A 22,802-nucleotide genomic window follows, 5' to 3' on the forward strand; every position below is an offset into this window, starting at 1 on the left:
TGAGAAGAGCATAAATTAACGCATAAATATGAACAGTACATTTAAAAAAAGCCCGAGCAAGTGCACGGGCTAATAAAAAGTACAAAGATTCTCAAAATAAGAAGCATTGAGAGGGCTTCTTAAGAGCTACCAGCGCTAATTAACAAGGGTGATGCCATTACTCAACACTGATAGCTCCACATTAGAGAAGCTCACTAGGGAGTGAAACGCTGTTGTCTAAACCTAAAGTTAGGTGTTGACCAAACAAACCTAGGGATCACAATGAATTGGCCATGTGGAATGCTATAAAGATCGGATATACTGAGTAACATTAGACATCTAGCTGAGTTGTTAGGGGGCATGATGAGCGTGAAAAATTACTCGCTTGGTCAAGTAGGCGACTACGAAATCAAGCAACTGAAAGTCTTTAAAACAGTCGTAGACTGCGGTGGGTTTTCAGCGGCGGAGACCATGTTAAATATTGGCCGCTCTACGATCAGCCTGCATATTTCAAACCTTGAGTCTCGTTTGAACCTAACCCTCTGTAAGCGTGGTCGTGGTGGCTTCTCGTTGACCGAAGAAGGTGAAATCATTTACCGCATGACCGAAACCTTACTGGAATCGTTAGATGCGTTTCGTATTACCGTGAACAACCTCAATGCCAGCTTGACGGGCCGTTTGCGGATTGCGCTGTCAGACTCGGTGAGTCTGGATCCGCGTTGCCGTTTTCCTGAGTTGATTCGTGAGTTCACCGACCGTGCACCGGAGGTGACGCTCGAAACCAACATCACTTCGATGGCTAAAATTGAGCGTACTATTTTAAACGATGGCGCAGACGTGGGGTTTATTCCCTATCACCGTAAACTTGATGGCCTTGAGTACATCCATTTATACAGTGAGCCCTGCTATATCTATGTGGCCAAAACGCATCCATTGGCGCTGTTATCAGAGCAAGAGCAAATCGATTCTGTTGATAGCTTTCCCGCCACACATGCGGGCTTGAAGCCTCATGAAGGGGCAAGTGAGCAGATATCTAACATGACTTTATCTGCAATCTCATATTTTTACGACACGCGTTTAGCGCTTATTTTATCCGGGCGATACATTGGCTTTTTACCCGAAACTTACGCGGCGGAGTATCTAAAACGCGGTGATATTGTTGCTGTTGCCACATCTCAGCGTTTTTATAACCTCGGCATGGCCGCTATCTACAAGAAAACCGCCCAGCCTAATAAGCCTAGAGAATTGTTTTTAGACGTGATTAGAGCGTACTTTGGACAAGGTGAAATGGGGGCAGCACCTTATTAGGATTAGGCTCAGAGTAACCACATGATCATCTTCTAAATCGCTAATACTGCATTTAATTTTCGAAGTCATTGGCGTTTTTTAAAGTGGGTTAATGGTACTGTCAATGAAACATCCACACAGGAGCTAGAACCATGGCTGGTACAAATTTACTCGCGTTGATTGATGACATCGCTACCCTACTGGACGACATTGCGTTGATGTCTAAGGTGGCCGCTAAGAAAACCGGTGCAGTGCTCGGTGATGATCTAGCACTGAACGCTCAGCAAGTTACAGGTGTCAGCGCTGACCGAGAGCTACCAGTAGTTTGGGCCGTTGCCAAAGGCTCTTTTATTAATAAACTGATTCTAGTGCCGCTCGCTTTACTGATTTCAGCCTTTGCGCCGTGGCTCATTACACCGTTGTTAATGATTGGAGGCTTGTATCTTTGTTTTGAAGGCTTCGAAAAGGTTCTGCAAAGCTTAACGCATAAAAAAGAGCACAGTGACCAGTTAAATCTACCAGAGGGTACAGATTTGGTGGCCTACGAGAAAAATAAAATCAAAGGCGCCATCCGCACTGATTTTATACTATCAGCAGAAATCGTCGTTATTGCCTTAGGTACGGTTCAAAGCGCTGCGTTTATTAGCCAAGTCTTAGTGGTTTCCCTTATAGCCTTTGTTATGACCGCCGGTGTGTATGCTCTGGTTGCTGGGATCGTTAAGCTCGATGATCTAGGACTTTATCTAAGAAAAAAATACCCAGATGGCTTACTAAACACTCTGGGGATGGGGCTCGTAACCTTCGCACCTAAGCTAATGAAAACACTTTCTGTGGTGGGCACCTTCGCCATGTTCTTAGTCGGTGGTGGCATCATTGCTCACGCCTTACCACACTGGGAAGCTCCGCTGTCATCCTTACCACCCGCACTCGAAACCATTGTATCTGGACTTATCCCGATGCTGATTAATTTAGGGATTGGTGTATTGGCAGGCGCATTCGTTTACCTTGTCTTGCAGTACGTAGCTGGCCCCGTACTATCTAAAATACGCTCTTAAGTTGCCAGAAATGGTTATTCCGTCGCTAAGAAAACAAATACCCATCAAAATCCGGCGCTTCGGTGTCAGACAGTTCAAACAGGGTTCGCTTGACGTTCTCTAGGTGTTGCCACATCGCATCACGCGCGCCTTCAGCACTGCGTTTGCGCAGTTGCATCAATACTTTTTCGTGATCTTTTAGCCATTGGCCGTGATAGGACGACTCAGGGATACGAGCATGCAGTTGCTGCCACATGGGGTTGTTGTCGCGCATGTCCCAAAGACGCAGTACATTATCGACCAATAACGTGTTTTGCGTGGCTTGGGCGACCAATAAATGAAACTCACGATCGGCGGCATTCGCTTTTTCAACGTTTTGCATTTCGGCTTCTTCAAGGTCTAATGTGTCTTGCAGTCGCTGTAAATCTGCTTTTGTCACTGTCAATGCTGCACAGGCGGCCACGGCGCTCTCAATCACTTGCCTTGCTTGAAGCAATTCGAAAGGGCCGACATCTGATACTTGTCGGTCAGGGCGATCAAATGGGCGAGCTTTTAGGTAGCTGCCAGAGCCTTTTTTGACTTCAATGAGCTCTTCAATTTCAAGCATGATGAATGCTTCACGCACCAACGTTCGGCTCACACCAAACAGCTCTGCGTAGACTCGCTCTGTCGGAAGCTTATCGCCAATACCCATGTCTGATTTGAGTATTTCTTGTTTAATCTTCTCACCAATTTCTTTGTAAAGACGTTCTGCCATGATTTCTACTGATTAGATGGTTACAAAAGTGGTATGCCATATTTACGCACTTCCTCGAAAAAGTCGATAGAAAGTCGCGATCTTGTCCGGTTACAGCGAAAAATGGTATGCCAATAGTGCAAGAATGCTTGTTTGTGGTTGAAAATTAGGCTAGTTTTAGCCTCGTAATCCATTTTTTGGTATGCCAAAAATAATAAGTTAGGTTTGTCAGTATGAAAATTCGATCCGCAAAAGTGATTGTGACCTGCCCCGGACGCAATATGGTTACGCTTAAAATTGAAACCGATGAAGGCGTATATGGTATTGGTGATGCGACGCTTAACGGCCGCGAGAAAGCGGTGGTAGCGTATCTAGAAGACCATGTTATCCCAACGCTCATTGGTAAAGATCCGCAGCGTATCGAAGATACTTGGCAGTACTTATACCGCGGTGCTTACTGGCGTCGCGGTCCTGTGACCATGACCGCTATTGCAGCCGTCGATGTGGCCCTGTGGGACATCAAAGCAAAAATGGCAAACATGCCGTTGTACCAATTGCTCGGTGGTAAAAGCCGTGAAAAAGTGATGGTCTATGGTCATGCGACCGGTTTAGACATCGACTCTTGTTTAGAAGAAGTGCAAAAGCATGTCGACCTAGGCTATAAAGCCGTACGTGTGCAATGTGGCATCCCTGGCGTACCGACTACTTATGGCGTCGCTAAAGAAGCGGGTAAGCCTTACGAGCCAGCCGACTCTGATCTGCCCGCTGAGCATGTTTGGTCGACGGAAAAATATCTCAACCACGTGCCAAAATTATTTGAAGCAGTACGCAATCAATTCGGTGAAGACTTGCATATTTTGCACGACGCACACCATCGTTTAACGCCGATTCAAGCGGCGCGTCTTGGCAAAGAAGTGGAACCTTACCACTTATTTTGGTTGGAAGACTGTACCCCTGCCGAGCATCAAGCGTCTTATGAAATCATCCGCCAGCACACCACTACTCCGTTGGCGATTGGTGAGGTTTTCAGCTCATTGCATGATTGCCAAGAGCTGATACAAAAGCAGCTGATCGACTACATTCGCGCCACGATTACCCATGCTGGTGGTATTACCAATGTACGCCGCATTGCCGATTTCGCTGCTTTGTACCATGTTAAAACAGGTTTCCATGGCGCAACCGATTTATCGCCTGTCTGCATGGGCGCAGCGCTGCATTTTGATACGTGGGTACCGAATTTTGGTATTCAAGAACACATGCCGCACACCGCTGAAACGGATGCTGTGTTCCCACATGCCTACGAATTTAAAGACGGCTTCTTCACTCCGGGCGAAGTGCCTGGGCACGGTGTTGACATCGATGAAGAACTGGCCGCGAAATACCCTTATAAACCTGCTTATCTTCCAGTGAATCGCTTGGAAGATGGCACCCTGTGGAACTGGTAACCCTATGAAAGCTTTCCAAGTTAAAAACGTTAACGAATACAACCTAATCGACACCGAGATGCCAGAAGTGGCGGCCGGTGAAGTGATGATTAAAACATCGTTCGCAGGGATTTGTGGTTCCGACTTGCACATCATTCATGGTCAAAACCCATTCGTACAGTTCCCCCGTGTCACAGGCCATGAATTCTCTGGCGTGGTAACGGCGCTGGCGGACGATGTCGAAGGTTTAGCCGTCGGTGATCGCGTGTGCGTTGACCCCGTTATTAGTTGTGGCACCTGTTACCCTTGCCGCGCTGGACGCCATAACGTGTGTATGAACATGCAAGTATTTGGTGTACACCGTAACGGCGGCTTTAGCCAGTTTACCAGTGCGCCAGCGTCCAATGTGATTAAACTGCCAGACAACGTCACGCTAGAACAAGCCGCGTTGGTCGAGCCGTATTCCATTGCGATGAATGTGTTATCGCGTATGAACCCAATTGATGGGGATACGCTATTGGTTTATGGCGCGGGCGTGATTGGTCTGACCATCGTGCAAGTCGCTAAAGCGATTGGCATTGAGCGAATTATCGTGACGGACATCGTTGCGGAGCGTTTAGAAACCGCCAAAGCATTGGGCGCAACCGATACGATCAATAGCCGCGAGCAAAACGTCGAAGACACCGTACGTGAATGGACAAATGGCGAAGGCGTACCTTTGATCGCAGATGCGGCGTGCATTCCTGCCCTATTGCCTGAAATTTTGCGCATTGCCTGTCCTGCGGGCCGTGTTGGTCTATTGGGCTTTAGTTCTGCACCCAGTGATCTGTCGCAAATCGAAGTGATTAAGAAAGAGCTCACACTGGTTGGCTCTCGCTTAAATAATCGCCGATTCCCACAAGTGCTGGAATTGATTGCGTCTGGTCAACTGGACCCACTGAAATTAATCAGTCACCGTGTTGCCTTGAATGAAATGCCGGATGGCATCCAGTTAATGGAAAAACACCCAGAGATTACCCGCAAAGTGCTCGTCACTATGGGTGAGTAACTTAAAACGATCGAAAATAAAAAAATGGAGTTACCCATGATTAAACCAATGTTCAAAGCCATTGCTCTTTCTTCTGCGTTAATTGCGGCGGGTCTTACCCATGCCGCGGATGTCACCCTTAAGTTTGGTCATCCAGCGTCAGAAGACAATATTTGGCACAAAGCCGCTCTCAAGTTCAAAGAAGTGGCCGAAGCTGAATCGGATGGTCGAATTGAAGTGAAACTGTACCCAAGCTCACAGCTTGGTAAAGAACAGGATGTGATTAACAGCATTCAGTTAGGCACAGCGGACATGACCATGACCGGTGAATCGTTGCAAAATTGGGCACCAAAAGCCGCGTTGCTGGCCGTGCCTTATGCCTTTACCAGTTCTGAGCAGCTTAAAAATGCGGTAGAAGGTGAAGTCGGTCAAGAGATCGAAGAGCAGATCAAGCAGCAAACGGGTTTACAGCCGATTGCTTGGTTTGAGCGTGGTCCGCGCCACCTAACATCCAATCGCCCAATTATGGAGCCAAGTGATCTAGAAGGCATGAAACTGCGTGTACCTAACGTACCACTGTTTGTAAAAGCGTGGCACAAATTAGGTGCTAAGCCGATTCCAATGTCGTTCAGTGAAGTCTTTACGTCGCTTCAACAGAACACGATTGATGGCCAAGAAAACCCACTGAGTTTAATCAAAAGCGCTAGCTTCTATGAAGTGCAAGACTACGTAAACCTAACCGGTCATGTGCGCAGCTGGATCTATGTTGTGATTGGCTCACACAAATTAAACAGCATGCCAGCGGACCTACGTGAGATCGTGCTGGATGCAGCGGCGCAAATGCAGTCATACGAACATGAAATGTTTAAAGCTGACGAAGCGGCACTGCGAGCAGACTTAGAAGCGCGCGGTATGACGTTTGTTGAGCCAAATATTGAGGCTTTCCAAAAAGAAGTAAAAGCCGCGGTGCAAGAGTCTTTGACACCTGAGCAGCTAGAACTTTTGAACAAAATTTAATAACGGCATGCTCAACCTCCCCTTGTTACGCTTGGGGAGGTTCTTTATTTTTTGGAGTTCTGTCCGATGAATGCTCCCGCTTCTACGAGCACTTTAACGGTGAAAGTCACCTCATTGCTGCTGGCGATTCGTGCAGTGATTGATAAGTGCTTTGCCATCCTTGCGTCAGCGGCGTTGCTGGCGATTGCTGCAGTGGTTCTATTGCAGGTTATTTCCCGCTTTATGTTGCCCACCTCGCCGGTTTGGACCGAGGAACTGTCGCGTTATCTGTTTATTTATTTAATTGTTCTAAGCTCCGGATTGGTGATTCGCGATGATCGTCATGTGCGCTTAGAGCTGTTTCAAGGGTTTCTAAGTCCATTTTGGAAACGCATCTACGTACTGATCTGCCATGTTCTGACTGCCGCCTTTGCGTTGTATTTGATTCCGTTCTCTATGCAGTACGCTCAAATAGGCCAGTGGCAAATGTCGCCTACCCTTGAAATGCCAATGTACTGGGTGTTCATTTCAGTGACCATTTTCTTTTACTTAACCGCTTTTTACAGTGTGCTAGGGGCTCTCTTAGAGTTACTTTCATTCACTCAACGTAAGGGTCAATAACCATGGAAGTTGCGATTTTATTTGTAGCCTTTTTTGCGCTGCTTCTGTTTGGTATGCCCATTGTCTTTTGTTTGGGATTGTCTTCGATGGCATACTTGTTCATGGCGGATATCCCCATGACGATCGTGCCGCAGCGCTTATATGCAGGCATGGATTCCTTCGTGTTGCTGTGTATTCCAGGTTTTATTTTGGCCGGTAATCTGATGAACGTCGGCAATATTACCGACTACATCATTCGTTTTAGTAACGCCCTTTTAGGCCATATTCGTGGTGGTCTTGGTCTCGCTAATGTCGGCGGCTCGATGATCTTTGGGGGTATTTCCGGTACCGCTGTAGCCGATACGGCCAGCATCGGCTCGGTGATGATTCCGGGGATGGCGCGCTCTGGCTACGATAAGCCATTTGCAGCCGCGGTCACGGCGGCTTCTTCGACTATTGGCCCGATTATTCCACCCAGTGTTCCGATGATTATCGTTGGCTCTTTAAGTGGTATTTCGGTCGGCAAGATGTTCATCGCAGGGGTGGTGCCTGGCTTGATGCTGGGTCTGGCGATGATGGTGACGGCGTACATTATTGCGGTGCGAAAACAGTACCCACGAGAAAAACGCGCGACGTTACGTGAAGTGTTAAGCGTTGGTCGTGGTGCGTTTTGGGCGCTGTTGATGACCTTCATTATTTTGTACGGCATCATCGGCGGCATCTTTACGCCAACGGAAGCCTCGATTGTGGCGAGTTTGTACGCCTTTGTTGTCGGTATGTTTGTCTATAAAGGCATTACTTGGCAGAATCTTCCGAAGATTCTGATGGATACCGCGTTAAGCTCGTCGAGCTTGCTGCTCCTTGTTGGTATGGCAAACTTATTTGGCTGGATCCTGACCAGCGAGCAAATCCCACAGATGCTGTCTGATGCGATCTTCGGCATCACCTCTAATCCCATTCTCGTCATCTTGATCCTGAACTTGGTACTGCTGTTGGTGGGTGGTTTTATGGAAACCATCGCCGCGCTGATTATTCTGTTCCCGACACTGCTTAAAGTCGCGGAAGGTATCGGTATGGATCCTATTCATTTTGGCATCATGGCGGTATTGAATCTGATGATCGGTTTGACCACACCACCAGTTGGTGTGTGTCTGTTTGTGGCGGCGGGTATCGGTAAGATCCCGATGTCTCATGTGGTGAAAGCCATTTGGCCATTCTTATTATGCAACCTTGCCGTATTATTGCTGGTGTCTTACGTACCGGCAGTTTCGCTGTGGCTTCCTTCATTAATGGATTAGTTGAGACAACGTTATGAATATTACTGTAGAGGCGAGTCATGTCGTCCCTGAACAGCATCAAGCTGGCATCGTTCATATTGGTTTGGGGGCGTTTCATCGTGCCCACCAAGCGGTTTATATCGAAAACACCTTAGCCAAATGTGGTGGTGATTGGGCGTTGGTCAGTGCGAATATCCGCTCTAATGTAACATTGGTTGAGCAATTAAATGGGGCCAACAATGTGTTTCATGTGGTGGAATACGCTGATCAGAATACCGCCACAGTGCGAGAAATTCGCGCCATGAAAGAAGCGTTATTCGCAGGTGATGCAATGGGCCGACAAGCGTTGGTGCAGCGTCTGGCGGATACACATACCAAGATTGTCACGATGACAGTGACAGAAAAAGGCTACTTTCTATCGCCTGCGACTGGTCAGTTGCAAACGGACAATGCGGATATCCAACATGACTTGGCGAACCTAGAGAGTCCAAAGACGATTATCGGGTTATTGGTCCAAGGTTTGCGTTTGCGCCGAGAAGCGGGTTTTGAGCCCTTTACCGTACTGTGTTGTGACAACATGCCCCACAATGGCAAACGCGTGCAAACGGCGGTGGTGAGCTTTGCTAAAGCGTTTGATGCTGAGCTCGCGGCATGGATAGAGCAGAAGGTGGCTTTCCCAAGTTCGATGGTTGACCGTATTGTGCCTGCTATGACCGAGGCGGATTTTGCAGCGATCAAACAAGACACCGGGATCGATAGCCCGACGGTGGTAAAGTGTGAGCAGTTTAGCCAATGGGTAGTAGAAGATAACTTCCCACAAGGTCGCCCACAGTGGGAGGCGTTTGGTGTGCAGATGGTCGCTGACGTGTCTGCATACGAAATGATGAAGTTGCGTATGCTCAACGGTAGCCATTCACTGTTAGCGTATTTGGGTCCTATTGCAGGTTATGAAACTGTCGCTCAAGCGATGACCGATCCTGCGATTGAACAGTTTCTGCGTTTCTATATGATGCAAGAAGTGGCGCCGACCCTGCCATCGTTTGATCAACAAGAATTAGAAGATTACTGCTCTGCCTTGATTCAACGCTTTAAAAATGACAGTTTGCAGCATCGCTTACAACAAATTGCCATGGATGGATCGCAAAAATTGCCACAGCGTTGGTTGCAAGGCTGGTGCGATTTGTCGCAGCAAGGTATGGCTCGACAAGCGACAGAGCTTGGGCTAGCGGGCTGGATGCTGTATGTTATGCAACATCAACAAGCGCTGACCTCGATAAATGACCCGTTAGAAACTACTGTGTTCGCTGCGATCAGTCAGAGCGAGAATACGGTAGAAAGAGTCGCGTCTTTGCTGGCTATGACAGACATTTTTCCTGCGCTCTTAGCTGACGACACGGCATTGTGTGAACGAATCAGTTACTTAGTCACACAGCTGCAGCAGTCGCCTTTACAGCCAACACTCAGTTCCCTCTCTTCTTAGACATTGTCATAGCCGCTTAACCTCAGATTAAGCGGCTATGCTTGGAGTTCTCATATGTCCAACATAAAAATTGCCTGCATCGGTGAATGCATGATCGAGCTAACAACAGGCGATACCCCTAACAACTTGATTAAAAATTACGCCGGTGACACCTACAACACGGCTTATTACTTAAAGAAGCTATTAAATAACCAAGCAGATGTGAGCTATATAACTGCAGTAGGTACAGATGAGCTCAGTCATAAACTCATTGATGCACTCAGCGCCGCTGATTTGAATACGGGCTCGATCCGTTGCCTTGAGGATGGCAAGGTGGGGTTATACCTTGTATCAAATGATGACGATGGTGAACGCAGTTTTACCTATTGGCGTGAAACATCGGCGGCTAAGCGCATGTTTGATGGCGATGAAGGCGATGCTCTATTAGCTTCGTTAAGTGACTATCAAATGGTGTATCTGTCTGGTATTTCTTTGGCGATCTTGACGCCGGTAGCACGCATGAAGCTGGTCAATGCATTAAAAGCGGCGCATGTCAGCGTAGTGTTTGATCCGAACTACCGCCCTAAACTGTGGCAAGGTGCCAAAGAGGCATCGTCTGCCATGCAAGATCTGGTCTCAGCTACCCAAGCCACGGTAATGACAACCCTTGACGACGAGCAACTGCTCAATGACCTGCATACAGACCGTGATGTGGTTGCGTTTTGGAAGCAAGCAGGCGCACAGGAAGTCATCGTTAAAAAAGGCGCAGAAGGCTGTCTAATTGCCTCAGAAGAACAGCTTGTCCCCTCGCTGGAAGGCATTCGTCCACTGGACACAACGGGTGCGGGTGATTCCTTTAATGGCGGCTATTTAGCCGGCTTAGCGTTAGGCAAGAGTAAAGCCGACAGCGCCAAGCTTGCGCACAACATTGCAGCACAAGTCATACAGCACCGTGGCGCGATTGTACCCGAGCATCAATTAAACTTAGCGTAAAGCGCACATAAAAAAGCCGCTGCCCTTGTGAGGCAGCGGCTGAAAACAAGACATTCAACCTGGAGGGCTTGTCTTGTAAACGGAAGTCTAGGTGGACTAAGCCGTTAAAACTGACATCTTACACAAGCTCTTTAAAGATGCGCTTGAAGATGTCCATACCCTCATCAATGATCTCCATTTCGATCGTCAATGCTGGTAGGAAGCGGATAACGTTGCCGCGGATACCACAAGAAAGCAGTACTAGACCATTTTCAGCGGCTTTTGCCGATAGGCCTTTCGCTAGCTCTGGGTACGGCTTAGTTACGTCACCGTCGTGAACGAATTCAACTGCGATCATGGCGCCAGCGTTACGCACGTCGCCAATGATGTGTGGGTATTCCGCTTGTAGACCTTTTAGGTGCTCAACAAAACGCGCGCCCACTTGGTTAGCACGTTCGCATAGGTTTTCTTCTTCGATCACGTCGAATACTGCAAGACCCGCTGCACAACCTACTGGAGAACCACCGTAAGTACCGCCAAGACCACCAGGAATTGGCGCGTCCATGATGTCTGCTTTACCCACTACCGCTGCGATGGGGAAACCACCTGCGATGCCTTTTGCTGCCGTCATAAGATCTGCTTCGACGCCAGATTGTTCGTGGCAGAACATCGTACCAGTACGGGCGAAACCGGCTTGGATTTCATCCATGATCAATAGAATGCCATGCTCATCACATACCGCACGTAGCTTTTGTAGGAAGCTTGCTGACGCCATGTAGAAACCACCTTCGCCTTGAACTGGCTCGATGATGATCGCCGCTACTTTAGACGCCTCAATGTCACACGTAAAACGCATTTGCAGGTCAGCAAGTGCTTGCTCTTCAGTAATGCCTAGGTACTCATTTGGGTACGGCACGTGGAAAATGTCGCTTGGGAATGGACCAAAGCCAATTTTGTAAGGGTTTACTTTACCTGTTAGACCCATGGTCATGTTGGTACGGCCGTGGAAGCCACCGTTGAACGCGATGATACCCGGACGACCCGTGTAAGCACGGGCGATTTTCACACAGTTCTCAACCGCTTCTGCACCCGTCGTTACGAAGATAGATTTCTTCGGCGTGTTACCAGGTGCGGCAGCGTTTAGTTTTTCTGCAAGAGCAACAGCTGACTCGTATGGGCTCACCATGACACACGTGTGGGTGAAGCGCTCAACTTGTGCTTGGACTGCGGCTTTCACTTTCGGGTGGTTGTGGCCCGTGTTCACTACCGCGATACCCGCACCGAAGTCGATGTGACGGTTGCCTTCAACGTCCCAAATTTCAGCGTTTAGGGCACGGTCTACATACACAGGAGCCATGTTGCCTTGGCCACGTGCGATGGCATTTACTTTGCGTTCTTGTAAGCTAGCGTTGTTCATTTGTCTCGATCTCTCTTAATTAGGTGCGAGCAATGTCAGTCAATATATCAGTCGTATTTGTAGACGGTGTGATAGCAGCACCGCCCTGTAGGGCGTCCATGCCCTAAAGGGGCGGAGCGCCCATCCATGGGCTAATGCTTGCTATCACACAGCTACAGAAACACTGTTTTGTCTGACACTGGCGGGCATTATGGGTGACTTAGTTAATGCCGCCCATGCATAGGTATTTAATTTCCACGTACTCGTCGATACCGTACTTGGAACCCTCACGGCCACTGCCAGACTCTTTCACACCACCAAATGGCGCAACTTCGCTGGAGATAATGCCTTCGTTAACACCGACCATGCCGTATTCCAACGCTTCGGAAACACGCCAAATACGGCCGATATTTTGGGAATAGAAGTAAGATGCCAAACCAAATGGGGTATTGTTTGCCATCTCAACAGCTTCATCTTCTGTGCTAAAGCGGAACAACGGAGCCACAGGGCCAAAGATCTCGCTTGAGAAAATGGTCATGTCGGGTGTTACACCCGTTAGGATGGTTGGCTCGAAGAACTGCTCGCCTGCTTGCTCTGCTTTTGCGCCACCGATTAATGCTTTTGCGCCTTTGCTCACCGCATCGTTAACAAGCTCTTCAACCTTGTTAACCGCTGCTTTGTTGATCAGAGGACCGATGTTTACGCCGTCTGCAAAACCGTTACCGGTTTTAAATTCCGCAACACGTTTTGCCAATTTCTCAGCAAAGGCATCGTAAACACCGTCTTGAACAAGAATACGGTTGGCACACACACACGTTTGGCCGGCGTTGCGGTATTTGGAAGCAATCGCGCCTTCTACCGCTGCATCAAGGTCAGCGTCATCGAATACGATGAAAGGTGCGTTGCCACCTAGCTCCATGGAGGTGCGTTTTACCGTTTGTGCGCATTGAGAGAGTAGTAGTTTTCCTACTGGTGTTGAGCCAGTAAAGCTCAATTTACGCACGATAGGATTGCCAGTCAGTACGCCGCCTATCGCCTTAGCGTCGGTACCCACTACCACGTTCAGAACACCCGCTGGGATGCCCGCCTGATGCGCCAACTCGGCAAGCGCCAAGGCACACAGAGGTGTTTCTTCTGATGGTTTGATAACGATCGTACAGCCCGCTGCAAGTGCAGGACCGGCTTTACGCGTAATCATGGCAATTGGGAAGTTCCAAGGCGTGATCGCTGCAACAACGCCCACCCCTTGCTTGATGGTTAGAACACGTTTGTCATTGGCGAAAGATGGGATCACTTCACCGTATAAACGACGTGCTTCGTCGGCAAACCAATCGATGAACGACGCGCCGTACAGCACTTCGCCTTTCGCTTCAGCAAACGGTTTGCCCTGCTCTAGAGTCATTAGCTTAGCCAGGTCTTCTTGGTTATCAAGAATCAGCTGATTCCACTTGCGTAGTAACATCGCACGTTCTTTTGCTGTTTTACCTTGCCATGCTTTTTGCGCCGCATTCGCCGCTTCGACAGCACGCGTTGTCTCGTCTGCCGCAACATCTGCTACATCAACAATGTGTTCACCCGTTGCAGGGTTGATCACTGCGAAGGTTTTACCAGAATCAGCCGCAACCCACTCACCGTTCACGAATGATTGGCTTTTCAGTAGGTTTGGTTGAGCTAATGTTACTTGCATAATAACTCCAGACTCATAATGAGGTATGTGTGTTCGGACACTATTTGTCCGTAATGAATGGATAGTAGGAGAACTATAGGGCGGAAAAAATGGGAAGCTATCAATGCTTTGTTTGATGTTATTCAAACATTAGAAATTACTACTGCGTTAAGGCAAAGATAAGTCATACACGGCCGCGTTTTTTAAACTGGTAAATAGTGATGGGACGAGACATTCAAATTGCAATCTAGCCATGAAGTTGGCCAATGTATAGTCAGGTAGTTTTTCGATAGCATCAAAAGGACGTGTCTAGCGTTTGTCTGTTTTTAAAGCGAAAGACTGATTAATTTAAATACAAATGATATTTGTTTTTAATTGATAATGGTTATTGAGTGTGGTTTCATTTCTATTAAGAAAACAAGATGTTGCGATTTTCGCAACGCTTTACAGGCATACACTTGGAAGCCATTCGTAATGGAAATAAAAACGTTTTTAGTGACGCCTCTTACGGCAGTAATCGCTGTTTCATCGGCTGCGCATGGCGCGCAGGAAGCCCCTATTTCTGATCGCCAAAATATGATGAATCCAATCATGATTCAAGATTACAAGGGATACGCTCAGGAGTTGCCAACATCGGGTAGCAAGTCCGATGCTGAATGGCTAGATGTGCCACAGTCCGTATCGGTGGTGACGAATACTGAAATGGAAGACCGTGGTGCGGTGCGCTTAGTGGATGCACTCGATGGTGTGGCTGGGGTGAACAATACCCTAGGAGAAGGCAGTCGTGATCAGTTTGTGATTCGTGGTTTTGATGCGATTCGAGACGTGTATCGCGATGGTTTGAGAGACGATGGTAATTTACAGTCCTATCGCAGTTTGGCCAATGTTGAGCAAGTTGAGGTAGTAAAAGGCCCTGCCGGTGCGTTGTATGGTCGTGGTTCAGCGGGTGGGATTATTAACCTTGTCACCAAACGTGCCAATGGAGATGAATTTACACGCTTAGGTACGAGCTATGGCAGCCATGATCAGGTGACTGGCTCGATAGACAGCTCAACTCAGCTGACAGATACCGTCAATGGTCGTATCAATGCCGAGATTCGACAGTCGAATTCGTTTGTCGATCATGTGGATTCAGAAGACTATTTTATTGCCCCGTCGTTGCAATTTAATCCGTCTGAAGGCCATGTGGTGAACCTTAATTTAGAGTTTATGCATCAAGAGTTAGTGCCCTACCGTGGTATTCCGTCCAAAGATGGCAAACCTGTTGCGGTGCCAAGAAGTACTTACTTCGGCAGTCTTAATGATTACCAAGAATCTGACAGTGCGCGCATCGCCATCGAAGATGAGTTGACGCTGACACCGGAGATCACTTGGCACAATCGTGCGGTTTACAATCGCGTGACATTGGAACAACAAGGTACAAGACAAGCAACCACGCCGGTTTCAGATACAAATAAAGTAGTGCAAACGGTGAATACCTTTGGCTACGATCCGCGCACCACGCAAACGCTGCAATCGGAGCTGGAATGGCAACTGGATAATCATCAATTACTGTTTGGTGCCGATTACAACCAGATCGATATCGACTTAAATCTGGCGCGCATGAACTTGCCGACTAAGGATATCTACAACCCTACTGCGACCAATGCGCCCAATCCTGGTTTTCCTGCTTTCCGTGAAAACACCACCAAAACCCTAGGCCTATATTTGCAGGATATGATTACGGTGGGAGATTGGTCGTTCACAGGGAATGTGCGCCAAGACCGTATGGAGTTGGACCAAACCACGGCGGCTGGCGTGAACAGCAACAATGATGACAATAAAACCAGCTATCGTCTGGGGGCGGTGTATCGTTTGACCGACGACATGTCCGCTTACACGACCGTGGCTAAATCATGGCAGTTGCCTTATGGCGGCAGCTTTGTCAGCCCAACCCAAGCGGAATTCTTCTCCACGGAATTGCTCGAAGTGGGGGCCAAAGCCTACGTTCTAGACGATGCCTTGATGCTTAACGCCGCGGTGTTCCAAATTGACCAAGAACAGCCAAGCACCGATGCGGATGGCTTTATTGTCGATAAAAGCCGTGCCCGTCATCAAGGGATTGAATTAGAAATGCGCGGTCAGATCACCGAGCAATTGAGTGCCACCGCAAGCTACACCTATATGGATGCAGAGGATCGTGATACGGGTAAAAAACCTAACGATGTATCGGATCAGCTAGCGGCCTTAGGGGCAACATATCAACTGGATGACGCTTGGCGCTTCGGTGCGAGTGTGAAATATGTTGGTGACCGTTTCGCGGGTAACAACGAAGCCGTTGCCCTAGGGGATTACACCCTCGTAGACGCTATGGCGTCTTACCATGTTGGCAAACATCGTATCCAACTAAACGCCTACAACCTATTCGATGAAGAGTATTACCTAGGTTCCACCAACGGGACGTCGGGTGTGAACTCAATCGGTTACGGCGCTCCAGCAGAGTTTATGGTGAGTTATCACTACGAGCTTTAATGTCTGTTCAATTCTTTGTTAACAAAAGTATAGGTTTACATCATGACTAGTCGTGACAAATCGTTGCAGCTTGTAGCGGCACTTCGTTTCTCTGTTTTAACTTATGCCATGGCCTATGGGGTATCGGCTCACGCTGCCAATGAAGTGATCCAACTGAATACCCTATCCGTGCAATCCAGCGTCATTGGCACGTCGGATGAAAAAGACGTTGCTAAGTATCCAGGCAACCGTACGGTCCTCTCGCAAGAGCAATTAAAGAAAACCGCCGCCACGTCGATTGATGGTGCGTTGCAGCAGGTCCCCGGCGTCAAAGTTCAAGACGAATCGGGGACAGGAGTATTGCCAAATGTCTCGGTACGTGGTCTGAGTGGCAGCCGAAGTGAGCGAGCACAGTTCTTAATGGACGGCGTGCCACTGACCTTGGCTCCTTACGGTCATACTGGGCAATCGGTGTTCCCTGCTACGTTTAACACGTTGGATCGTATTGATGTCGTGCGTGGTGGTGCGGCCGTTCAGTATGGCCCGAACAACGTAGGTGGAGTGATTAACCTTGTCACTAAGCCGATTCCAAACAAATGGGAAAAACAAATCAGCAATCGTATTAGCGCTTACGAAGACTCTGACAACCTGATGAATAATCTATATCTGCGTTCTGGTGGCTGGCTAAGCGATGATTTTGGGATTCAGTTTTCAGCCAATACATTAAATGGTGACAGTTACCGTGAGCACTCCGACACGGATGTGACCGACTTTGATATCAAAGCCGATTGGCTGATTTCTGAAGATAAAGAGCTGCAAGCCTTTTTACAGCGCTACGACTCTGATATGGAAATGTCGGGCGCCCTTTCCCCTACGGCTTATGATGCGGACCGTCAACAATCTCAACGTCTTAATGATGACTATGAGGCTACAGCAACGCGCTGGCATTTAAAATATCTACAAGACCTAGATTGGGGCAACAGTTCACAGCTTGAAGTGCTCACGTTTGGTCATCACGATACTCGTAACTTTATTTGGGGCTTTAATACAGCGGGCGGTCACTGGGCGGATCCGGCGCAGCCTTCCACGGATATCCGTAACTCGCCACGTGAGTTTGATGTGTACGGTGTGGAACCTAAGCTATCGGTGTCATTTGGCGAGCACGATGGCTTGACCCATAACCTCATCGTTGGGGCGCGTTACGTCAACGAAAATATTGATTATCGTCTGCGTCAGGCCAATATTGCTACCGGTAACGTCACGGTGCCACGAGACTGGAACTTGAAAACTGATGCCGTGGCGGCGTATATCAGTGACGAGTTAGGTTTGCTAGATGGCCGCCTAAAAGTGACACCGGGCGTGCGCTTTGAGTCGATTCATATGAACTTTGAGGACCGTAACTCAGGTGCCACCGATTCTAACCAAATTAATGAAGTGCTGCCGGGCATCACCGCCGCATACAGCTTAGACGATGCATGGGTAGCGTATGCTAATGCTCAGAAATCCTTGCGTGCCCCCCAAATTGCACAAGTACGTGGTGCGGGTGATGAAGAAGGCGAAGTCTCTTGGAACTACGAGTTAGGCGCGCGCTTTACTCAAGGGCAAAGTAGTTTTAACGCAGCGCTATTCCAAGTGGATTATAAAGATCAGCTGCAATGGCAAAGTGCTACGCAAACCTTTGATAATATTGGCGAGACGCGTCACCAAGGGGTTGAGCTGGCGGGACGCTACGCCACGCAAAACGTACCGGGTTTAAGCCTTGGCCTAGCGTATACCTACCTAGATGCAACCTCTGAGGCAGAAGGTCCAAATCAAGGTAATGAGCTACCGTATGCATCGAAACATCAAGTTTCATGGGATGCGAGCTACGACTTTTCTGGCTACCTATCGACGTTATCGGGCTACTACTACAGCGATGCCTACTCAGATAATGCGAATACCGCGCAAGAAGATACAACGGGTGCAACCGGCAAAATTCCGTCTTATATGGTCTGGAATTTCAATGTTAGTAAAGAGCTATACCAGCAAGACAGCACAACGTTGAGTGTCGATGTCTCGGTCAATAACTTGTTCGACGAGGAATACTACTTCCGTGGCGTGGACACCAGCCCTGTGGGTCGCTACCCAGGCTTAGGGCGCTCTTACAATGTCACGGCGAACTTAACCTTTTAAGGGATTACAAAAAAAGCCCCGCTTAAATGAGCAAGCGGGGCTTTCGAGGTTGAGCGTCATTGTCTAACAAAGCTGAATGGATCAAGCTTCTTGTATACCGCCCATACACAGGTATTTGATTTCAACATAATCATCAATACCGTATTTAGAGCCTTCTCGACCGTTGCCGGATTCTTTAATACCACCAAAGGGTGCGACTTCGGTAGAGATACCACCTTCGTTGATGCCGACCATGCCGTACTCTAAGGCTTCTGAAACACGCCAAATACGGCTAAACCCTTGGGAATAGAAGTAAGACGCTAAACCAAATGGGGTATTGTTAGCACGTTCAATCGCCTCGTCTTCTGTTTTGAAGCGGTAGAGTGCAGCAACAGGACCAAAGATCTCGGTGGAAAACACATCCATATCATCGGTTACATTGGTCAATACGGTGGGCTGATAGTAGCGCTCGTCACCTTGCTCAGAATCATGTCCGCCGACAGTCACTTGTGCGCCCTTCTTCACGGCGTCATCGACCAATTCGACTACCTTCTCTACGGCGCCTTTATTAATCAAAGGGCCCACTTTAACGCCTTCTTCAAGGCCATTGCCTGTTTTTAGCTCAGCAACGCGTTTAGTCAGCTTGTCGGCAAACTCATCGTAAATGCCGTCTTGCACTAGGATACGGTTGGCGCTGATACATACTTGGCCGGCGTTACGGAATTTACAGCCCATCAAGCCATCAATGGCGGCATCGATGTCAGCATCGTCAAAGACAATAAACGGCGCATTACCGCCTAGCTCCATCGATGTGCGTTTTACGGTGTCAGAGCACTGCGACTGAAGCGCCTTACCGACAGGCGTTGAGCCAGTGAAACTTAGCTTGCGAACGGTTGGATGGCTCGTCATCACGCCACCCACATCTTTTGAACTACTGCCGACGATGATATTGAGGACACCCTCAGGTACGCCTGCTTGGTGGGCCAATTCAGCCAGTGCTAACGCACTCAAAGGCGTCTCTTTGGATGGGCGAGCGACCACCGTACAACCAGCGGCTAATGCGGGTGCAATTTTACGAGCGATCATCGCATTTGGAAAGTTCCACGGAGTAATCGTAGCAACCACTCCAACAGGCTGTTTAATAGTAAGTACTCGCTTACCTTCCGCAAAGGTTGGGATGACATCACCATAAATACGACGCGCTTCATCGGCAAACCAGTCTATGAATGATGCGCCGTACAAGATCTCGCCTTTCGCTTCGGCTAACGGCTTGCCCTGTTCAAGCGTCATAATTTTGCCTAAGTCTTCTTGGTTGTCCAAGATAAGCTGATGCCACTTACGCAAGATCAGGGAGCGCTCTTTGGCAGTTTTGCGTCGCCACGTCGTGAGCGCTACATCGGCGGCTTCAATGGCGCGTGTGGTTTCATCTGCACCACAGTCGGCAAGGTCGGCGATGGTCTCGCCATTAGCGGGATTAGTCACAGCAAAGGTCTTACCTGAATCCGCTGGGACCCATTGGCCGTTGATGTAAGATTGGTTTCTCAATAAGTTTGGTTGTGCGAGAGTGATATTCATCATTGCTCCAGACTCATAGTGAGGTAGTGCGTTTAAGCTTTTAACTTGAACGCTTGGTGACTTCTGTAGGGTCGATTCCTACGGCTGGTTTCAATATAGCGCTTTATTAGGGCAGTATTTGCTTAAGAAAAATGAAACCATAATGAAGAAAAGAGTAAATACTCTGGTGACACCCAATCAGAACACTAGCGTTGTTCGACGTATTATTAGGTATAATCGATTTATTACCTGTCAGAATGATAATGAAAGGAGACACCTTTTGGCCCCAAAGCGTGCAGTTGTAAGACAAAGCCTGCCTGATGTGATTGTTGCAGATCTACGTAAGCGCATCCTTTCAGGGAACTTGGAAGAAGGCGCTCTAATCCGTCAGGAATTGTTAGCGGAGGAATACGATGTCTCTCGTATGCCCGTACGGGAAGCACTAAAGCGTCTAGATGCAGAGGGCTTGCTCGTCTTTAAAAACAATCGTGGCGCCACGGTGACCAAACACTCCCTGGAGGAAATAGCGGAGATCTTTGATGTGCGCACCTTGTTGGAAGTAGACTTATTTGCTCGTGCCATCCCGAACATGACAGAGGCGCACTTTACGGCTTGTGAACAAGTTCTAGAAGAAATGGATAATTCGTACAGACTGGGTAATGTCGCCGATTGGGGCCCTTTAAACACCGAATACCATGGTCGATTGTATGAAGCGGCCGCCCGACACCTGACGGAAAATTTGCTTGAACGGGTGACCTTACAAGCAGATCGTTATGTCAGCATGCACATAGATAAGCTTGATCATCGTGATGATGCCAGCCGTGATCATCATGCGCTCCTGTACAGTGCGCGTAAGCGCGACATCGTTGGGGCAACCGAGCAACTGCGCTCTCACCTAGTCAACACTAAGAACCAAGTGATTGAACTTATCAAAGAAAATCGCCAAGCAAACGGGTCATAATAAGCCCTTAGCGGGCGTGAGCCGTGCCGAACTCCCTGACCTTATAAAGAGCCTACACTGAGACATCAGCGTAGGCTCTTTGCGTTGCAAAGCCTATTTAGGAATTCTCAAAAGTGGCCCTTGTCAGCGCTGGTAAAATAGTGAACAATAAAATGGATACAAAATACATTATAATTATTGGAGTGCGAACCACATGACTTTCACGCCCCACGGTCACCATCTCATTGCCGGTCAATGGGTCAGCTCAGAATCGCAGTTTCAGTCGTCTCCTGCTCACGGAGACGCTTTTTCGTTTGCCAAAGGCAACACCGCACAGGTCAATGCCGCAGTAGACGCCGCTGAAGCGGCCTTCTATGCCTACAGTACGACCACCCGTGAACAGCGGGCGGCGTTTTTAAACGCCATTGCTGAGGAAATTGACGCGCGCGCCGACGCGATTACCGCCATTGGTACTTCTGAAACCGGCCTGCCTGAAGCCCGCCTGCAAGGCGAGCGTGGCCGCACCTGCGGGCAATTGCGCTTATTTGCTCAGCATATTTTAGATGCCGACTACTTAGATCGTCGCCATGATGACGCGTTGCCTGACCGAACCCCCTTAGCGCGGGCAGATTTGCGCATGATGCAGTGCCCTATTGGCCCGGTTGCTGTGTTTGGGGCTTCGAACTTTCCATTAGCCTTTTCAACCGCCGGTGGCGATACCGCGTCGGCATTAGCGGCGGGCTGTCCAGTGGTAGTGAAAGGTCATCCCGCTCACCCTGGCACAGCAGAAATTGTCGCAGAAGCTCTACTGGCCGCTATTGTTCGCTGTGATATGCCCGCTGGAACGGTCAGCGTCATCCAAGACAGTGGTGAATCGTTTGACGTGGGTAAAGCGCTGGTCGAGCACCCCCTAATTAAAGCGGTTGGTTTTACCGGTTCCTTACGTGGCGGCCGTGCTTTATACGATCTGTGTGCGGCCCGCCCAGAGCCGATCCCTTTCTTTGGTGAGTTGGGCTCTATTAACCCGATGTTCTTGTTCCCTCAAGCGGTGTCGAACCGAGGTGTTGAGCTCGCCAAAGGTTGGGCGGCCTCGCTGACCATGGGTGCCGGACAATTTTGTACCAACCCTGGGGTCGCAGTGCTGCTAGCGGGAACAGACAGCGATGAGTTTGTATCTGTGGCTGCGCAAGCACTGGCATCTGTACCTTCCCAAATAATGTTGACAGAGGGCATTGCAGACGCTTACCGACAAGGTCAGCAGCGTATGGCCGCGAGTGCAGGGGTACATGAAGTGCTCAGTACTCAGTGCAATCTGCGCGACGCAACCCCCTACTTATATGCTACCACGGCGCAAGAATGGCTGACCAATAAAGACTTGTCAGAAGAAGTTTTTGGGCCATTGGGTGTGGTGGTGATCGCCAGCAACCTAGACGAGATGCTGCGTGTGGCACAAGGCTTAGAAGGCCAGCTAACGTGTACTCTACAGCTTGACGATGCCGATTTAGATGCGGCACGTGAGTTTATGCCAGTGCTAACCCGCAAAGCTGGCCGCGTACTCGCCAATGCCTTTCCTACGGGCGTTGAAGTCTGCGACAGCATGGTTCACGGCGGCCCTTACCCAGCGTCAACAAACTTTGGCGCGACTTCTGTTGGCACCATGGCGATCCGTCGATTCCTGCGCCCGGTGTGCTTCCAGGACATCCCTGAAGCATTGTTACCCAGCGACTTGAGGTAACGAGCAGCAGTCAGTTGGCGTAAAAAAAGCGGTGTGGGATATCCCACACCGCTTTTTGTTTGCCCCTTCCAAACCTACT

Annotated in this window: 17 protein-coding genes; 13 read left to right on the forward strand and 4 right to left on the reverse strand. The window is 48.9% G+C overall.

Annotated elements, in window-relative coordinates:
- Positions 1–342: 342 nt before the first annotated feature.
- Positions 343–1,287, forward strand: a complete 945-nt coding sequence (locus AYW76_RS09455) for a LysR family transcriptional regulator (RefSeq protein WP_067219005.1) — start codon at positions 343–345, stop codon at positions 1,285–1,287.
- Positions 1,288–1,418: 131 nt separating this feature from the next.
- Positions 1,419–2,321, forward strand: coding sequence for a DUF808 domain-containing protein (locus tag AYW76_RS09460; RefSeq protein WP_067219007.1), 903 nt, complete (start codon positions 1,419–1,421; stop codon positions 2,319–2,321).
- A 25-nt stretch (positions 2,322–2,346) separates the two neighbouring features.
- Here AYW76_RS09460 and AYW76_RS09465 read toward each other — a convergent pair whose 3' ends face one another.
- Positions 2,347–3,057 carry an FCD domain-containing protein gene (locus AYW76_RS09465; protein ID WP_067035404.1) on the reverse strand — a complete coding sequence of 237 codons (711 nt, stop codon included), beginning with the start codon at positions 3,055–3,057 and terminating at the stop codon, positions 2,347–2,349.
- 212 nt (positions 3,058–3,269) lie between these two features.
- Between AYW76_RS09465 and manD the strand changes: the two genes are divergently transcribed.
- From manD to AYW76_RS09500, 7 genes are all read left to right on the forward strand, one after another.
- The gene (gene manD / locus AYW76_RS09470; protein WP_067035401.1) at positions 3,270–4,481 is read left to right on the forward strand and encodes a D-mannonate dehydratase ManD; all 1,212 of its coding nucleotides are present in this window, start codon (positions 3,270–3,272) and stop codon (positions 4,479–4,481) included.
- Positions 4,482–4,485: 4 nt separating this feature from the next.
- Positions 4,486–5,508 (forward strand): Zn-dependent oxidoreductase, encoded by a 1,023-nt coding sequence (locus tag AYW76_RS09475; RefSeq protein ID WP_067219009.1) that lies wholly within the window; start codon positions 4,486–4,488, stop codon positions 5,506–5,508.
- A gap of 36 nt (positions 5,509–5,544) precedes the next feature.
- Positions 5,545–6,504 carry a TRAP transporter substrate-binding protein gene (locus AYW76_RS09480; protein WP_067219011.1) on the forward strand — a complete coding sequence of 320 codons (960 nt, stop codon included), beginning with the start codon at positions 5,545–5,547 and terminating at the stop codon, positions 6,502–6,504.
- 66 nt (positions 6,505–6,570) lie between these two features.
- Positions 6,571–7,104, forward strand: a complete 534-nt coding sequence (locus tag AYW76_RS09485) for a TRAP transporter small permease (RefSeq protein WP_067219013.1) — start codon at positions 6,571–6,573, stop codon at positions 7,102–7,104.
- A gap of 2 nt (positions 7,105–7,106) precedes the next feature.
- Entirely contained in the window at positions 7,107–8,381 is a 1,275-nt protein-coding gene (locus AYW76_RS09490) for a TRAP transporter large permease (RefSeq protein ID WP_067219017.1), read from the forward strand.
- Positions 8,382–8,394: 13 nt separating this feature from the next.
- Positions 8,395–9,840, forward strand: coding sequence for a mannitol dehydrogenase family protein (locus AYW76_RS09495; protein WP_067219021.1), 1,446 nt, complete (start codon positions 8,395–8,397; stop codon positions 9,838–9,840).
- Between the two features lie 54 nt (positions 9,841–9,894).
- Positions 9,895–10,812 carry a sugar kinase gene (locus tag AYW76_RS09500; RefSeq protein ID WP_067219024.1) on the forward strand — a complete coding sequence of 306 codons (918 nt, stop codon included), beginning with the start codon at positions 9,895–9,897 and terminating at the stop codon, positions 10,810–10,812.
- A 118-nt stretch (positions 10,813–10,930) separates the two neighbouring features.
- Here the strand turns inward: AYW76_RS09500 and gabT are convergent, their stop codons facing one another.
- Both gabT and AYW76_RS09510 read right to left on the reverse strand, forming a co-directional pair.
- Positions 10,931–12,208 carry a 4-aminobutyrate--2-oxoglutarate transaminase gene (gene gabT / locus AYW76_RS09505; RefSeq protein WP_067219028.1) on the reverse strand — a complete coding sequence of 426 codons (1,278 nt, stop codon included), beginning with the start codon at positions 12,206–12,208 and terminating at the stop codon, positions 10,931–10,933.
- Between the two features lie 199 nt (positions 12,209–12,407).
- Positions 12,408–13,874 (reverse strand): NAD-dependent succinate-semialdehyde dehydrogenase, encoded by a 1,467-nt coding sequence (locus tag AYW76_RS09510; RefSeq protein WP_067035376.1) that lies wholly within the window; start codon positions 13,872–13,874, stop codon positions 12,408–12,410.
- A 453-nt stretch (positions 13,875–14,327) separates the two neighbouring features.
- Between AYW76_RS09510 and AYW76_RS09515 the strand changes: the two genes are divergently transcribed.
- Entirely contained in the window at positions 14,328–16,364 is a 2,037-nt protein-coding gene (locus AYW76_RS09515) for a TonB-dependent receptor (protein WP_067219031.1), read from the forward strand.
- Between the two features lie 42 nt (positions 16,365–16,406).
- Positions 16,407–18,515, forward strand: a complete 2,109-nt coding sequence (locus tag AYW76_RS09520; protein ID WP_067219035.1) for a TonB-dependent receptor family protein — start codon at positions 16,407–16,409, stop codon at positions 18,513–18,515.
- An 81-nt stretch (positions 18,516–18,596) separates the two neighbouring features.
- Here the strand turns inward: AYW76_RS09520 and AYW76_RS09525 are convergent, their stop codons facing one another.
- Entirely contained in the window at positions 18,597–20,069 is a 1,473-nt protein-coding gene (locus tag AYW76_RS09525) for an NAD-dependent succinate-semialdehyde dehydrogenase (RefSeq protein WP_067219249.1), read from the reverse strand.
- A 259-nt stretch (positions 20,070–20,328) separates the two neighbouring features.
- Between AYW76_RS09525 and AYW76_RS09530 the strand changes: the two genes are divergently transcribed.
- Both AYW76_RS09530 and AYW76_RS09535 read left to right on the forward strand, forming a co-directional pair.
- Positions 20,329–21,009 carry a GntR family transcriptional regulator gene (locus AYW76_RS09530; protein ID WP_067219039.1) on the forward strand — a complete coding sequence of 227 codons (681 nt, stop codon included), beginning with the start codon at positions 20,329–20,331 and terminating at the stop codon, positions 21,007–21,009.
- Between the two features lie 193 nt (positions 21,010–21,202).
- Positions 21,203–22,723 (forward strand): aldehyde dehydrogenase (NADP(+)), encoded by a 1,521-nt coding sequence (locus tag AYW76_RS09535; RefSeq protein WP_067219042.1) that lies wholly within the window; start codon positions 21,203–21,205, stop codon positions 22,721–22,723.
- Positions 22,724–22,802 lie beyond the last annotated feature (79 nt).

The sequence above is a fragment of the Marinomonas gallaica genome (assembly GCF_001639745.1).
Lineage (GTDB): Bacteria > Pseudomonadota > Gammaproteobacteria > Pseudomonadales > Marinomonadaceae > Marinomonas > Marinomonas gallaica.

Excerpts from the sequence above, each read along its gene's own strand:
- AYW76_RS09455 (WP_067219005.1), top strand. The coding sequence starts at position 343 with ATGAGCGTGAAAAATTACTCGCTTGGTCAAGTAGGCGACTACGAAATC.
- AYW76_RS09460 (WP_067219007.1), top strand. The coding sequence starts at position 1,419 with ATGGCTGGTACAAATTTACTCGCGTTGATTGATGACATCGCTACCCTA.
- AYW76_RS09465 (WP_067035404.1), bottom strand. The coding sequence starts at position 3,057 with ATGGCAGAACGTCTTTACAAAGAAATTGGTGAGAAGATTAAACAAGAA.
- manD (WP_067035401.1), top strand. The coding sequence starts at position 3,270 with ATGAAAATTCGATCCGCAAAAGTGATTGTGACCTGCCCCGGACGCAAT.
- AYW76_RS09475 (WP_067219009.1), top strand. The coding sequence starts at position 4,486 with ATGAAAGCTTTCCAAGTTAAAAACGTTAACGAATACAACCTAATCGAC.
- AYW76_RS09480 (WP_067219011.1), top strand. The coding sequence starts at position 5,545 with ATGATTAAACCAATGTTCAAAGCCATTGCTCTTTCTTCTGCGTTAATT.
- AYW76_RS09485 (WP_067219013.1), top strand. The coding sequence starts at position 6,571 with ATGAATGCTCCCGCTTCTACGAGCACTTTAACGGTGAAAGTCACCTCA.
- AYW76_RS09490 (WP_067219017.1), top strand. The coding sequence starts at position 7,107 with ATGGAAGTTGCGATTTTATTTGTAGCCTTTTTTGCGCTGCTTCTGTTT.
- AYW76_RS09495 (WP_067219021.1), top strand. The coding sequence starts at position 8,395 with ATGAATATTACTGTAGAGGCGAGTCATGTCGTCCCTGAACAGCATCAA.
- AYW76_RS09500 (WP_067219024.1), top strand. The coding sequence starts at position 9,895 with ATGTCCAACATAAAAATTGCCTGCATCGGTGAATGCATGATCGAGCTA.
- gabT (WP_067219028.1), bottom strand. The coding sequence starts at position 12,208 with ATGAACAACGCTAGCTTACAAGAACGCAAAGTAAATGCCATCGCACGT.
- AYW76_RS09510 (WP_067035376.1), bottom strand. The coding sequence starts at position 13,874 with ATGCAAGTAACATTAGCTCAACCAAACCTACTGAAAAGCCAATCATTC.
- AYW76_RS09515 (WP_067219031.1), top strand. The coding sequence starts at position 14,328 with ATGGAAATAAAAACGTTTTTAGTGACGCCTCTTACGGCAGTAATCGCT.
- AYW76_RS09520 (WP_067219035.1), top strand. The coding sequence starts at position 16,407 with ATGACTAGTCGTGACAAATCGTTGCAGCTTGTAGCGGCACTTCGTTTC.
- AYW76_RS09525 (WP_067219249.1), bottom strand. The coding sequence starts at position 20,069 with ATGAATATCACTCTCGCACAACCAAACTTATTGAGAAACCAATCTTAC.
- AYW76_RS09535 (WP_067219042.1), top strand. The coding sequence starts at position 21,203 with ATGACTTTCACGCCCCACGGTCACCATCTCATTGCCGGTCAATGGGTC.